General features: G+C 61.3%; 13 protein-coding genes. 6 read left to right on the top strand and 7 right to left on the bottom strand.

Annotated features, from left to right (window positions below; all coding sequences use genetic code 11):
• Positions 1–221: 221 nt before the first annotated feature.
• The 7 genes from J8C01_RS04590 to J8C01_RS04560 all read right to left on the bottom strand — a co-directional run bounded on the left by J8C01_RS04590 (position 222) and on the right by J8C01_RS04560 (position 7,683).
• On the bottom strand, positions 222–530 hold the full coding sequence (locus J8C01_RS04590) for an ATP synthase F0 subunit C (protein ID WP_014099435.1): 309 nt from the start codon (positions 528–530) through the stop codon (positions 222–224).
• A gap of 249 nt (positions 531–779) precedes the next feature.
• Entirely contained in the window at positions 780–1,556 is a 777-nt protein-coding gene (locus J8C01_RS04585) for a F0F1 ATP synthase subunit A (protein ID WP_211432541.1), read from the bottom strand.
• A 57-nt stretch (positions 1,557–1,613) separates the two neighbouring features.
• Positions 1,614–2,060 carry an ATP synthase subunit I gene (locus tag J8C01_RS04580; protein ID WP_211432540.1) on the bottom strand — a complete coding sequence of 149 codons (447 nt, stop codon included), beginning with the start codon at positions 2,058–2,060 and terminating at the stop codon, positions 1,614–1,616.
• 10 nt (positions 2,061–2,070) lie between these two features.
• Complete coding sequence (locus tag J8C01_RS04575; protein WP_211422992.1) at positions 2,071–3,462, bottom strand: sigma-54-dependent transcriptional regulator; 1,392 nt, start codon at positions 3,460–3,462, stop codon at positions 2,071–2,073.
• A gap of 12 nt (positions 3,463–3,474) precedes the next feature.
• Positions 3,475–6,198, bottom strand: coding sequence for a DNA polymerase III subunit alpha (dnaE, locus tag J8C01_RS04570; protein WP_211432539.1), 2,724 nt, complete (start codon positions 6,196–6,198; stop codon positions 3,475–3,477).
• Positions 6,199–6,354: 156 nt separating this feature from the next.
• Positions 6,355–6,705: a DUF3592 domain-containing protein gene (locus tag J8C01_RS04565; protein ID WP_211432538.1), complete on the bottom strand. Its 351-nt coding sequence runs from the start codon at positions 6,703–6,705 to the stop codon at positions 6,355–6,357.
• Positions 6,706–6,798: 93 nt separating this feature from the next.
• Entirely contained in the window at positions 6,799–7,683 is an 885-nt protein-coding gene (locus tag J8C01_RS04560) for a chlorophyllide a reductase iron protein subunit X (protein WP_211432537.1), read from the bottom strand.
• Between the two features lie 303 nt (positions 7,684–7,986).
• On the opposite strand from J8C01_RS04560, the gene J8C01_RS04555 reads away from it, so the two are divergent.
• From J8C01_RS04555 to J8C01_RS04530, 6 genes are all read left to right on the top strand, one after another.
• Positions 7,987–8,922, top strand: coding sequence for an alpha/beta fold hydrolase (locus J8C01_RS04555; protein WP_014099423.1), 936 nt, complete (start codon positions 7,987–7,989; stop codon positions 8,920–8,922).
• Positions 8,923–8,964: 42 nt separating this feature from the next.
• Entirely contained in the window at positions 8,965–9,519 is a 555-nt protein-coding gene (locus J8C01_RS04550) for a hypothetical protein (protein ID WP_211432536.1), read from the top strand.
• Positions 9,520–9,542: 23 nt separating this feature from the next.
• Positions 9,543–10,946, top strand: a complete 1,404-nt coding sequence (locus J8C01_RS04545; protein ID WP_211432535.1) for a M20 metallopeptidase family protein — start codon at positions 9,543–9,545, stop codon at positions 10,944–10,946.
• Between the two features lie 115 nt (positions 10,947–11,061).
• Positions 11,062–11,841 (top strand): hypothetical protein, encoded by a 780-nt coding sequence (locus tag J8C01_RS04540; RefSeq protein WP_211432534.1) that lies wholly within the window; start codon positions 11,062–11,064, stop codon positions 11,839–11,841.
• Positions 11,842–11,954: 113 nt separating this feature from the next.
• Entirely contained in the window at positions 11,955–12,554 is a 600-nt protein-coding gene (locus tag J8C01_RS04535) for an NUDIX hydrolase (protein ID WP_211432533.1), read from the top strand.
• Between the two features lie 196 nt (positions 12,555–12,750).
• On the top strand, positions 12,751–14,154 hold the full coding sequence (locus tag J8C01_RS04530) for a DUF512 domain-containing protein (RefSeq protein ID WP_014099418.1): 1,404 nt from the start codon (positions 12,751–12,753) through the stop codon (positions 14,152–14,154).
• The last annotated feature ends 25 nt before the right edge of the window (positions 14,155–14,179 follow it).

Here is a 14,179-nt window from a genome sequence, read left to right as displayed (position 1 = left end):
TCCCGGCGCCCTGTGTCCAGACATACCCCTGCCCTTGCAGGTAGTGACGGCCTTGGACAGCATTGGCAAGCAACGGTTTGTATGTGAGCAGCGCGAAAGTAACCCGTGTCACGGCATCCGTCAATTGGTTTGTTAAAACACAAAAGCAAGCCACCGCCGGCCTCCGGTTATCGGTGACCAACGGTGGCTTGCCGGGGATTCCGGTTGTGGTGACGGCCGCCTTAGAAGCCCAGGTAGGCCGCCAGGAAGGTAAACAGCACGAGGGTTTCGATGAGCACCATACCGATGAGCATGGTGGTGAAGATGCGCTGCCCCGCGCCCGGATTGCGCGCCGTGCCTTCACAGGCCGCCGCAATGGCGTTGCCGTCGCCCAGACCGCAGCCAACGGCCGCAATGCCCACGGCAAGCGCCCCCAAGGCAATTTTGTACGTACCGCCACCGCTGCCACCTTCAGCAGCCAGAGCAGGAAGGGACATCGCCATCAGGAACGATGCCGTCGCCAGTGTTTTCAGGAACAGTTTTTTCGTCATGGGTGTGTCTCCAGAAAAGTCAGGGAACATCAAAAGGTTATCAGCAGCGACGCCCAACCTGCCCGCGGCCTACGCCTAATCATAAGTGCCGTGTGTCCGGGATTGCAGCCTGTGACGTTGGGACGTACAGCGTTCCAGCAACACACGAAAAAGGGCATTGGCATAGCACCAAAGGCAACGTGAGGCGCCAGGGAAAGAAATGACCGGCCGGCCCACGCAACGACAGCGGGAGTTGGCCGGTCAACACACTCAGGCATGGGCGTGTTCGTCTTCGTGGCCGTGGTCATCGTGGGGCACGGTTTCACTCAGATAAATGATGGACAGTTGCACGAAAATAAATGTCTGCACCACGGCGACGAACGTGCCAAGCAGCATGGGCAGCACCGGAACGAGTATCTGGTAGATGCTCCCGAAAGCGATGCCAAGTTGCTCATCCACAAACATGTTGATCATAAGGCGCAGCGCCAGCGTTGCCGGCCGGATGGCATTGCTGAACATCTCGAAGATGAAAATGATGCCGCCCATAATGGCCATCAACCCGGCCGTCAGTCCGCCCGTAAAGTGCTTCAGGTAGCCAAGCCCCTGCTGCGCAAAGCCCATGAACATGTAGTACACGAACGTCATCAGCCCCAGCGCAAAGGTGACGTTGAAGTTGGCCGTGGGAGACTCAAACAGGGGAAACAGCCCCATCAGGTTTGAGGTCAGGATGAGCGCCGCCAACGGAAGCAGATAGCCCAGGTACTTGAACCCGTACTTCCCTGTGGATTGCTCCACCATGTCGCGGACCTGAAGCACGATGATCTCGACGATCTGCTGCCCAAAGCCCGGTTTGTCCACCGACGGCTTGCCGACGAGCAGCTTGAAACCGACGACACAGATCACCGCTGCAATGAGCAGCATGATGACGTGGGGCGGCAATTCGCGGTCTGAAAGGCCGGTCAGGTGATACACCTGCTCCACGAGCCAGGGATGGGCATGCGCTGCACCTTCATCGGCCAGCGCCAGCGGAAACGGGAGAAAGGTCATGGACGATGCCATAGTCAAAGCCATAGTGAGCGGGCGTACTGGCACACACCCCGGAAGTTACGTAACCGGCTCGTCGTTCAGCCCGTACCAGACCTGCACCAGAGCTTCCACCACGACGGCCAGCGGCAATGCGAAAAGACCGCATACTATGGCAACCACCAGCCCGGACGCAACCTGTATGGACAGCCAGATGACCACGCCGATGACCATCCAGCGCAGAAAAAACTTGGCCATCTGAAGACGTGACGGCCGCCGGGAAGGAGCGGCAGCACCGGTGGCGGCCGTCGCCACGATGGATTGCAGGCTCGCCCGCATCCACACAAAGTTCAGGTAGGCCAGTCCGCCGCCAACAGCGACCCCGGCCCCCACTCCAGCTTCCCAGACGAGACCGGCCCCAACCGCCATAGCGCACGTGATGATCAGGGTCAGGTGCCGGACACGCCGTTCGGTTGCCTCCGGGCTGAGGTATGACGGCTCATCAGGCGGTTCGGAAGCAGAAGCCACGGACAATCCCTTACCCGGTTCTGTCCGGCGGAGCCTCCGCCGCCGGAGCGTCGTCGGACGGAGTATCGCTCGGACGCCGCAGGCCGAACTTTTCGAGCCGGTACTGTAACGTGCGGAAGGTCAGCCCCAGAAGTTTGGCGGCACGGGTGATGTTCCAGTCGGTTTTTTCCATCGCCTGGACGATGAGCGACCGCTCGACTTCCTCGAAGGAAATACCTTCGGGGGGAAGGCGGAACTGAAAAGGCGGCGCCGGCGCGGATGCCGGAACGCCTGTCGCCTGGCGGATTTCCACTGGCAGGTCTTCCACCCCGATGGTATCCCCTTCACACAGCAGGGCCGCGCGTTTGAGCGCCGATTCAAGCTGCCGGACGTTGCCGGGCCAGTCGTAAGCCTGCAACACCTGAAGCGCCTCCGGCGCGATGGTGTAATGCGTTGCGCCACGCGACTGCCGGGCCAGAAACCGCTCGACAAGCAGCGGAATGTCCTCCCGCCGGTCGCGCAGCGGCGGCAGGTGAATGGGAATGACATTGAGCCGGTAATAGAGGTCTTCGCGGAAGGTTTTGGCGGCCACCATGTCTTCGAGCGGACGATTCGTGGCGGCCACCACCCGCACATCCACGCGGATGACCCTGGTCGAGCCAACCCGCTGCACTTCCCCCTCCTGCAGGGCGCGGAGCAGCTTCGCCTGGAGCGCCACGTTGAGTTCGCCGATTTCGTCAAGAAACAGCGTGCCCCGGTCGGCGACTTCAAACAGCCCCTTCTTCTCGGCAACCGCGCCGGTGAAAGCCCCTTTTTCATGTCCGAAAAGTTCGGATTCGAGCAGGTTTTCATTGATGGCGGCACAGTTGACGACGTGAAACACGGCGGCCGCCCGCGGACTGTGCCGGTGGAGTGCGCGCGCCACGAGTTCCTTGCCCGTTCCGCTTTCGCCGCGCACAAGCACCGTTTCATCCGAAGCCGCCACCTTCAGGATGATTTTCTTGAGCTTCTGCATCGGCTCGCTGTTGCCGATGAGGTCGGCATCCAGCGCATCCAGACGGGAAAGGGCCTGCGCCAGAACGGTCAGCAGCCGCTCGCGGTCGAGCGGCTTTTCCAGATAGTCCACTGCGCCAAGCCGCAGGGCGTCCTTGACGGATTCAATCGAGCCGTGCGCCGTCATGAGAATGACCAACTGGGACGAATCCGCCTGGGTCAGGGCGCGCAACAAGTCCAGCCCGCTCTGCCCTCCCATCTTCAGGTCGGTAAGCACCACGTCAAACCGTTCGGCGCGGGCCATGCGCAGGGCAGCTTCGGCGCTGGGCGCGGTTGCCGTCCGATAGCCCTCCGCCGACAGAATCATGTCCAGGATGTCGCGCTGATTTTTCTCATCGTCCACAATGAGAATGCTGCGTTTCGTTGGCATCGTCTTCCAGTCTTACCTGCACAAGCCCTGCGCACCGGCTTGTGTGTCCTGAACGCAGGGCTGTCCGGGATGCGGTTTCTCCATACCAGTCGGCGGCGTATTGGCTTCAGCCGCAGGTTCATCGCAGGTGTAAAGTGCCAGCCCCCGCGCCAGAATCTCCCGCAACGGGAGAAAACAGCCCTGCCCATCCGCGTCACGGGTGTAAAACTTGTGGTCAAGCGTACAGCGCAGCGTCCGCCCGTCTTCGAGTTCAATTTCGACGACTTCCTTTTCGCCGGTGGGAAACACCTCAACCAACTCGTTGACCACGACTTCCCGGCCGTTCCAGCTCCAGGTGATGAAGGGTGCGCCGGCCGCCTCCACGTCACGGCTGGCCAGTTCGGCAATTGAAACGGCCGCACCGGTGACAGCATCCCGCAGAGTGGCCTCGCCGGTGACACACTTGTTGAAGGCATAGTCGGCAAAGCCTTCAAGCTGTTGCCAGAGCTTTTCGAGTTTGGCGCGGTCGTGTCCGCGCGCCATGGCCTGGGCGATGAACTTGGTTTTGTGGGCGTCAAGTTCCTCGCGCTTTTTCTTGCCCATCGCCCGCCGTACCAGATCGGCTTCGCCCAGGGAATACCCGGCCAGGCGCTGGAAAATCGCCATGATCTGCTCCTGGAAAACCGGCACGCCGTAGGTGTTTTCCAGCACGTCCTTGAGTTCCTTGAAGTCGTACGTCACCCGCCGCCGGCCGTGGCGTCGCTCGATGTAGTCGTCCACCATCCCGGAATCGAGCGGCCCTGGACGGTAGAGCGCATTGAGCGCCACGATGTCATCCAGCCCGCTGGGCTTGAGCCGCCGGGCAATTTCGCTGATGCCGTCCCCCTCAAACTGAAACACGGCATCGGTTTCGCCTTCTCCAAAGAGCTTGAGCGCTGCCGGATCGTTTGTGGGGATTTGCGTCAGGTCAGGACGCTGGCCCGTTTCCCGCTCGATGCTCGTCAGGCAGTCCTCGATGATGGTCAGGGCGGTCAACCCCAGGAAGTCCATCTTGAGCATGCCGGCCTTTTCGAGGTCGTTCATGTTGTACTGCGTGGCAATGACCTCGACTTCACCCCGCTCGCGGTCGCGGGTTTTGGTTTTGAACACCGGCACGAGTTCCGCCACCGGTTGCGGTGAGATCACGACACCGGCGGCATGGATGGACGAATGCCGGGCGCCGCCTTCGAGCCGGCGGGCCAGATCAATAAGGTGCTTGACTTCGGGCCGCTTCTCGTAAGCCTGTTTCAGCTCAGGCACCATGGTGAGGGCGTCGTCAATGGAGACATTGCGCCCACGCTGTGGCGGCGGAATGAGCTTGGCGATTTTCTCAACCTCCGGGTAGGGCATTTCCAGCACGCGCCCGACATCCTTGATGACCGCCCGTGAAGCCATCGTCCCGAAGGTGGCAATCTGGGAAACGTTTTCGCGTCCGTAAAACCGGCTGACGTACTCGATGACCGCGCTGCGCCCCCGCATGCAGAAATCCACGTCAATATCGGGCATGGAGACGCGCTCTGGATTGAGAAACCGCTCAAAGAGCAGATCGTGCGCCAGTGGGTCAACATCCGTGATGTGCAGGCTGTAGGCGACAAGCGAACCGGCGGCGCTGCCGCGTCCGGGTCCGACCGGGATACCCCGCTCACGGGCATACCGGATGAAGTCCCAGACGACGAGAAAGTAACCCTCGTAGCCCATGCGCTCGATGATGCTGATTTCGTAGTCGAGGCGGGCGCGGTATTGTTCCGGGTTGGACGGGGCAAGGCGCTGCAGCCTTTCTTCCAGACCGGCACGGACTACGTGCTCAAAGTAGCTCGTCAGGGTAAACCCCTCCGGCACAGGAAAGATGGGCAGGTAGTTTGGTGCTTTGCCAAACTCGAAAGTGGCCATCTCGGCAATCCTGAGTGTGTTGCGCAGCGCCTGCGGGTTTTCATTGCCCCACAGGGCCCACATCTCGGCAGCACTTTTCACGTAGTGGTCAGGTGAGTAGTGAAAGCTGCCCTCACGCAATGCCTTGCCGGTTTGCAGGCACATCAGCACGCAGTGGGCTTTGTAGTCATCCTGAGTCAGAAAATGGGCGTCATTGGTGACAACGAGCGGTATGTCAAGCCGGGCTGCCAGTTCGGTGAGCGCCCGGTTGACCTTGGTCTGGCTGTCTTCAAGCCCACGGTGTGATTGAAGTTCGAGAAAGTAGCGTCCCCGGCCGAAGATTTCGTTGTATTCCCCAATCTCACACCGGGCCTGTTCAACCCGGTCGCGCAGGATGAGCGATGCGGGCACGCCGGACATACAGGCCGAAAGGGCCACCAACCCTTCGGCGTGCCGGGCGAGCACTTCCTTGTCAATCCGGGGCTTGTAGTAGTAGCCCTCGGTATAGCCCAGCGAGGCGAGCCGGACGAGGTTTTTGTATCCCGTTTCGTCCAGAGCCAGCAGAATGAGGTGATTGGTGCCGCGTTCGCCGTCGGTGTCGGGTTTGCCACGATCATGGCGCGAACCACGGGCAACGTAGGCTTCCATGCCGATGATGGGCTTGACGCCGACTTTTTTCATGGCGTTGGCGAAGCCCATCGCGCCGAACATGTTGCCGTGGTCGGTGACGGCAATGGACTTGAAGCCCAAGCGCTGCGCCTGCTCGGCCAGCGCCTCGTGCTGGATGGCGCCGTCCAGAAGGCTGTAATCGGAGTGCAGATGCAGGTGAACAAAGTCTTCGGCCGCCATACCTCACCTTTGGGTGTGTTTCTGGAGTGCCGCTGCCAACCAAGGACGGCAGCAGAGGCAGCCTAGCCGAAGACACAAACGGGCTTCAATGCAGTGCCCTCCAAAGCCCGGCTGGCGAATGCCGTGAGTGGCCTTGTGGCTCTGCACCCGTGTTGCCTATTGGCGGCTCTGAAGTCGTCGCGCCTGCTCGACATCTTCGGCAAAGGCCCAGACGTGCGGGCGATGTGGCAGGTACAGGATACGGACCGGGCGGCCTACCTGCAGGCGATGGAAATCACTGGGCAGAAGCTTCCGGTAGTGCCGGTGCATCCAGCCGCCCGCATCCCGGTAGGTGATGACGACGCGATGGTGGCTGTATTTGCGTTCGACCATCGCCTCCGTGGGCACCCCCTGCGCGACAATCCCGCTGAAATCCCTCAGCCGGTACAGGTATGAGACGGCGACGAGACCAAGAACGACGAGAAAGCCCAGGCCGAGTGCGCTGAAAAGCAGGATAGCCCAAAGCATGGCGGCGTCATCCGCGTTTGATTTCCCTGCTTCCTGGATGCCAGGGAAGCCCGTGCGCCACCGTGCAGGGTGCCGCCAGCGCAGCGGGATCGCCTAGATCACCATGCATTCCAACTGGGAGGGCATGAGGTCTTCTTCCAGGGCCGGGTCCAGTCCGCCGAGGTTGCGCGTACGCATAATGTCGCCGGAAAAAGCCTCGAAGTCCACGGCTTTGGGCAGTTTTGGCGTACCGTGCAGAATGGCCCACTCGATGTCCTCGAAGTAACCACGGTGCCGGGGGTCATCGGCAATCAGTTGAAAGGCCATGCTGCGGTTACGGATTTCGTCCGAAAGAGGAATCCGGGTGATGATGTCAATGCCAGCTTCCTGGGCGTACCGCTCGCCCCAGCCAGAGCCGTCATCCCGATTGATGATCATACCCAGAACGCGCGTCGTTCCGCCCTGTTCGGCAAAGTAACGCACGGCACCACACAGGTTGTTGACGACATAGAGCGCCTGATGGTCATTGCCGCCGACGAGAATGATGTCCCGCACCATGGACTTGGCAATGGGAGTGCCAAACCCGCCGCACACGACATCGCCGAGGAAGTCATAGATGATGTAGTCGAACTCCCAATCGGCAAAGCCCATCTGTGACAGCAGATCGAAGCTGAGGGTGATGCCCCGTCCCCCGCAGCCGCGCCCGACTTCGGGGCCGCCGAGTTCCATGGCAAAGACGCCATGGCGTTTGAAGACGACTTCACTGATGGGCGGCACGGGGTTGGCAGCTTTGGCTTCCTGCCGCAGCGCCCAGGCTTCGAGCAGGGTTGGGAGCGACTTGCCGCCAAACAGCAGCGCGGTGGAATCGTGTTTGGGGTCGCAGCCAATCTGCAACACCCGGTGTGACTTGCTCGCCAGGTAGTAGCTGAGATTCGAGGTGATGAAAGACTTTCCGCTTCCGCCTTTACCATAGATGGCAACAACGCGACGTGCCGACATGCAGCATCCTCCACAAGGAAGGCTATGCGTCTTGAGCGTGTGGGGAAGAACGCTTTGCAACGTTACGACGCGAGACGTGGCGTTTGTGCGACGCCTGACATCAACCTACATCTGACCCGGGCTGCGGCCAAAAGTTTTTGGCGTCGAACCGGAAGCGGCACACGCCATCGGCCGGGAAAGCCATTGGTGCAGCCTGGTGTCGCCCCGGCAGATTCCAAAAAAGGTTGTTCAGAAACGGCGTTTCGGCGCATACTTTGAGCGCCCCACGAACCTTCCTGTTCACCGTTTGTCCTGTTTTTCCCCATGTCTGCCCTGCTTGTGGATGACTTCCCGGCGGAAGCAACGACCGGTACGCCATCAGCGGACGCCACAGAAGAAACCGCCACTGTGGTCGTCACCGAAACGTTCTGGCACTGGCGGCACGGCCGCATCCGGGTCTGGGAAACCGATCCCCACCCTTCCGGCCAGGCCATTGTTCTGCTCCATGGCTACGGCGCCATGGTTGAACACTGGCGTAAGAACATCCCGGTGCTCGCTGCCGACGCCACCGTGTATGCCCTCGATCTCCTGGGCTTTGGCAAAAGCGACATGCCTGACGTGCACTACAGCGCCCGGCTGTGGGGAGAGCAGGTACGTGATTTTCTCGATGCCCGCCGGCTGGAGAAGGTGACAATCTTTGGTCACTCGATGGGCGGCCTGGTCGCCGCACAGTTCGCCCATGACTATCCTGAGCGGACAGCCGGACTTGTTCTCGTCGATCCAAGTGGCTACCCGCCACGGACGCCCTCTGATGCGCTTTTTCGTATCCTGCGCTTTGCCGCCGAAAACCCGCTGCTCCGCGATGTCTCCTACTGGCTGTTTGCCACACCGGACATCGCCCGGCAGGGCTTGACCTCGGCCTACTTCAACCCGGAAGCCATTACCCCCGACCTGGTTGAAGCCTTCGTGGCCCCCCTCCGGCAGCCCGGCGCGAAGTATTCCTACCTGGCGGTAGCCCGTCACCCGGATGATTTCTTTGTCAAAGCCCCCAACGGCATCCACGCCCCGACACTCCTTGTCTGGGGCGGACGCGACCGGCTGCTCCCGCCACGCTTGCTCAAACCCTTCCGCGAGCTGATTCCCCACGCCGAATCCGTTGTCATCCCGGATACCGGACACTGCCCCCAGGATGAAACGCCGGCAGCCTTCAACCTGGCCGTGCAACGGTTTCTGCGGATGAATGTCTTTGACCTTGGTTGATTGCAGGTTGCTTTTTCCGTCCCTGCCGTGAGGGCCTTGCTTATGAATGCAACAGCTTCCGTGTTGTACCCCAAGCCAACCACGAAGCCGGTCGCCTATGACCCGGCACCACGGCGGATTGGCTACAGCACCTGGCTGGGCGTCACCCTGCTCTGGTCGTCGTTTTTCTTCATGACGGCCCTGGCTGCGCTCCAGCTTGCGGCTGCCCTGCTGCGGACCCACCTCAACCTGACCCACCTGGCGCTGGCCTTTGGGCTGCACGTGGGAATGGCCGTTGCCTTGGCGTTCATCATCGGTTTTCTCAACCGGCAACTCGACCCGACCGGTGAAAAGCGCGCCCAGCGCAATGCCGCCATTCAGGCCAAGTATGCCGGCCGGGTGCCCACCTTCGTTTCGCTGCCGGGCAGCCTCGCCTCGGCCTGTCTGTTCTTTGGCACAACGGTATTGGTGATGCAGGTGTCAGGCGCAGCCCTGGGCTGGGCCGTTGTCGGGCTTGGGCTGCTCCTCAACCTGCCGGCGGCGTTTGTCGGCGCATTTCTGACAGGCGTTGTGCTGCGCCGCATTCAGGCGCGGCGCAACCGGCAACCCCAAGGCTGAACTTGGCCAGCCTCGGTTCTCCCATGCGGGTTTACCTTCCAAGACTGGGCCTCATTCTGCTGGGGATGGTGGCGCTGGGTGTTCTCCCGGCGCGGCCGTCCCCGACCTGCTGCTTCTGGAGCGGTTGTTTCTTTCGTCCGGTCACTGCATCTTCTGCCATGCCTTCCTCTCCTCCCGTATCGGCCGCCGTTCTGGCGCGGGATGCGCGCTACGCGGCTGACATCCGCGATCTGACCCCCAAGCTCATCGAAATCCGGCGCGACCTGCACCAGCATCCCGAACTCTCGAACCGGGAAGAACGCACCGCCCGCATCGTCGCCGAGCGGTTGCGGGCGTTGGGGCTGGAAGTCCAGACCGGGATTGCCCACCACGGCGTCATTGGTGTACTGCGCGGCGGCAAGCCGGGCAGGGTCATTGCCATCCGCGCGGACATGGACGCCCTGCCCATCGAGGAAATCCGCGACACCCCCTACAAATCGCGGCATGCAGGCGTGATGCACGCCTGCGGCCACGATGTTCACACAACCGTGGCACTGGGCGTGGCCGAAGTGCTTGCCAGGTACCGCGCTGAACTGCCCGGCACGGTGAAGTTCATTTTCCAGCCCGCAGAAGAAGGCCCGCCCCGGGGTGAACGCGGCGGAGCCAAAATGATGCTCGAAGAAGGTGCCTTTGACGCGCCCACGCCGGATGCCATTTTTGGTCTCCACTGCATGCCCACCATTGAAGTCGGCTCCATCGGGTACTGTGAGACGGCCGCCATGGCCAGCGCCGACCGGTTTCTCATCACCATACACGGCAAAAAAGTTCACGGTGCATATCCCCACGAAGGCATTGACGCCATCGTGACGGCGGCAGCGGTCATCGAGCAGTTGCAAACCATTCGGAGCCGGCGGATTGATACCCAGTCGCCCCTGGTGCTCTCCATCGGGAGCATTCACGGCGGCAACCGCTTCAACATTCTGGCCGATGAAGTCCGCATGGAAGGCACGGTGCGTACGCTTGACCCGGACGTACACGCCCGCATCGAGCCGCTGATGCGGCAGATTCTCAAGGGCGTCACGGAAAGCCACGGCGCAAGTTATGAACTCGACTACGAACGCATCGTCCCCGTGACCGTCAACCACGCTCCGCTCGTCGCCCAGATGCTTCCCACCATCCGGCGCATCGTGGGCGAAGGACATCTCGTGCCGACCCGTCCCCAGATGGGAGCAGAGGATTTTTCCTACTTTGCCAACCGCGTGCCGGCCTTTTTCTACTTCCTCGGCGTTGGAAACAAAGCCAAAGGTATCACGGCGATGCTCCACACGCCTGATTTCGATGTGGATGAACAGTGCCTTCCGGTTGGCGTCGCTGTGATGGCAGCCATGGCGACAGACTGGCTTGAAAGTGCAGCCGCAGCCCCATCGCCGGCAGTTCCTGCGAAATAAATGTTTTTCCGGCCTGCCTCAACCAACACGAAGGACACCGGACACATCTTGAGCCACAACACAGGTCGGCTGGCACTGACCTCAAGACTTTGACGACACACAGGATTTCGCACCTATGCAAACACAGGTTCACACCCGCTTTGCCGGTTCAGGTTGGGGGCTGCTGCTCGCGCTGATGTTCCTCCTCCCAACTGTCATCCCAGCGTTTGGAGGACAACGCTTCAACGCCCGCCTTGACAACCTGGCCGGGCAACTTGTCCGCCAGTCGCGGGATGCGGCCGACCGCCTCGAACGCGACTATCGCCGGAGCTTCAACAACAACCGGCGCGACCTCCAGCGGCTCTACCAGGCGCGGATGTTTGTCGCCGGGGCCGAACTCCTGGCGCAGATGACCCGTGAAGGCCGCTCCGAAGCCGAACTGCTCGAAGCCGTTGATTTTCTCCGCAGCCAGGCCAACTTTGAAACGGGCTGGAGCGGTCTGCGCAGCACGCTCGACGACATCAGCCGCGAACTGCGGTTTGGTGGCGGCAACCCCGGCTTCGACCCCGGAGATGGCCGCCAGGGCGGACGCCGCAACAATGGCGACTGGCAGGATGGGCAGGTCAGCGGACGCATGCGATGGTTCGGGCGGGTGGATGATGAAATCTACATTTACGTCCAAGGCGACACTGCCCGGACGCAACTCATCTCCGGGCAACCAACGCTCAACGAACGCTTCACCTTTACGAGTCCCCTTCCCCGGCGGCCACTCACCGTGCGCGTCAACCGCCTGCGCGGCCGCGGACGGGTCGAGGTCTTTCAGCAACCCTCTGCCAACAACAACTTCACAGCCGTCGTTCGCATTGTTGACCGGGGAAGTGGCGCCACCGACATGGAGTTTGAAATGCTCTGGTAGCAGGGTCCGCCACCGGCTTCGCCACCTCCGGCGGAGCGGGCGGCAGACTGACTTGCCGCCTTTCCCGGCGTCGGCCAAGCTGTACAGCAGGACTGCGCCCGGCCACGGAAACCATGCCAACCAACCCCAATCAGCCTGATGTCGGTGCCGTTCGGCTGCTGTCACGCACTTTTTTTCACCGTGGGCGCGTGTTTGAGACTTCGCACGACGCCATTGAGCTGGCTTCCGGCGCGCGGCTCGAGCTCGATGTGATTCACCACCTTGGCGGAGCCGCTGTCCTGCCCCTCTTTGAAAACGACGACGTTCTGCTCATCCGGCAGTATCGCCATCCGGCCGGGCAAGTGTTGCTCGAAGCCCCGGCCGGACGGCTCGAACCGGGCGAAGCGCCAGCAGCGGCTGCGCACCGGGAACTCCGGGAAGAAACCGGCTACCAGGCCTCCACCCTGACGTTCGTGACAAAGTTTTACGCCCTGCCCGGCTACAGCACGGAAATCCTGTACTGTTTCCTTGCCACCGGACTGACTCCCGGCTCGCAAAGCCTGGACACCGATGAGGACATCCGCACGGTCCGCCTGCCGTTTGCCGAAGCGCGAAACCTCGTCTATCAGGGAGGCATCGTGGATGCCAAAACCATGATGACCATTCTGCTCGTGGATGCCATGCGCCACGGGCAAGCTGCCTTTCAGGCAAAGCCCGCACCAGACTGGCCCTGACCCAGGTCTCACCCCAGAGCCCATATCGCTTACACCCAACCGATATTCACCTTCCGGGTACGGGAATGATTTGCCGTCGTGACCGCCGGCCGTTAGCCTTTCATGGCTTTGTGCTTCGTAAGCTTGACCAGCGTTGTGCCTGCCAGCCGGCACAACCTGCGTATCCCGGCTTTCTGTCCGGTGGGATGCATGACCGATGTACAGCCTGCAATTTGAAACCATTTACCCGATTGTCGAACTCAAGGCCAAAAAAGGCGTCACCGTGACGGAAGTGGACCCGGATGGACTCGGCGCGGCCGTGGGTCTGCGGCCGGGCGACCGCATTCTGGCCGTCAACGGGCGCAAAGTCCGGGATTATCTGGATTTTCAGTTCTACACCGGCTCGGAAGATGCGGTGACACTCACGGTCATCCACCCGGATGGCACCACCCGCCAGCTTCACGTCGAGATCGGCGAAGGCGAGATATGGGGACTGGACTTTGAAGCGTTCAAGCCCCGGCAGTGTGGCAACGAATGCCTGTTCTGCTTCTGTGAGCAAAACCCGCCGGATGCGCGTCCGTCGCTGTTTTTCCGGGATGAAGACATCCGGCTGTCGTTCCTGCACGGGAACTACACCACGATGACGACGCTCACCGAGGAAGAATTCAACCGGATTGTCGAGCAACGCCTTTCGCCTCAGTATGTCTCGGTCCATGCCACCGACCCCGAAGTGCGGCGGCACCTGCTGGGGCGCAAGCAGGCGGATGACATTCTCGGCACCATGCGGCGGCTGCTGGCTCACGGTATCGAACTGCACGCGCAGGTCGTGCTGTGTCCAACCATCAATGACGGCGATGTGTTGCGCCGTACCATCTATGACCTGGCAGCACTCCATCCCGAAGGGGTGAGTTCAGTAGCCATCGTGCCGGTCGGGCTGACCAAACACCACCGGAAACGCCACCTGCTCGTAGCACCCACCGATGAATGGGAAGCCAGCATCATCGAGCTGGTCACGCCCATTCAGCACGAACTCAAACGTCGCTATGGGACGAGTTTTGCCTTTCTGGGCGATGAGTTTTACATCCGTGCCGGAGTGCCCATTCCCCCGGCACGGCACTATGGCGACTACCCCCAGATTGAAGACGGGGTGGGGATGGTCCGGCGCTTCCTGGACAGCTTCCAGAAGGCCGTGCGGCGGCTGCGGAAACGTCCGCTGCAGGGGCCGTTTCTGCCGGTCACAGTGGCGACCGGCGCCCTGTTTGCTTCACATCTCTTACGCCTGGCGGAGCAGCTCAATGCGGAGTTCGGCACCCGCCTGCACGTGGTTGCCATTCGGAACGAATACTTTGGCCCGGAAGTCAACGTGGCCGGACTGGTGACGGGCAGCGATCTCATCGCCATGCGGGACCACTTCAAAGGCGAGCATCTGCTTATCCCCAATGAAATGGTGATGGGCGAACGGCATCTGTTCCTCGATAACCTGACGCTGGCGGATGTCGGCCAGCGACTCGGCATGGAAGTCCATCTGGCCGGGATGACGGGTGAAGATTTTGTGGCAGCGGCGCTCCGCACAACCCGTGCCACACCGCCGGACAGTGGCGCGCTTCAGAAAATGGTTTGATGATATGAAGCATTCTCTGTGTCCT

It is taken from the genome of Chloracidobacterium sp. D, assembly GCF_018304685.1.
Lineage (GTDB): Bacteria > Acidobacteriota > Blastocatellia > Chloracidobacteriales > Chloracidobacteriaceae > Chloracidobacterium > Chloracidobacterium thermophilum.
This window is presented reverse-complemented; position numbering and strand designations above follow the sequence as displayed.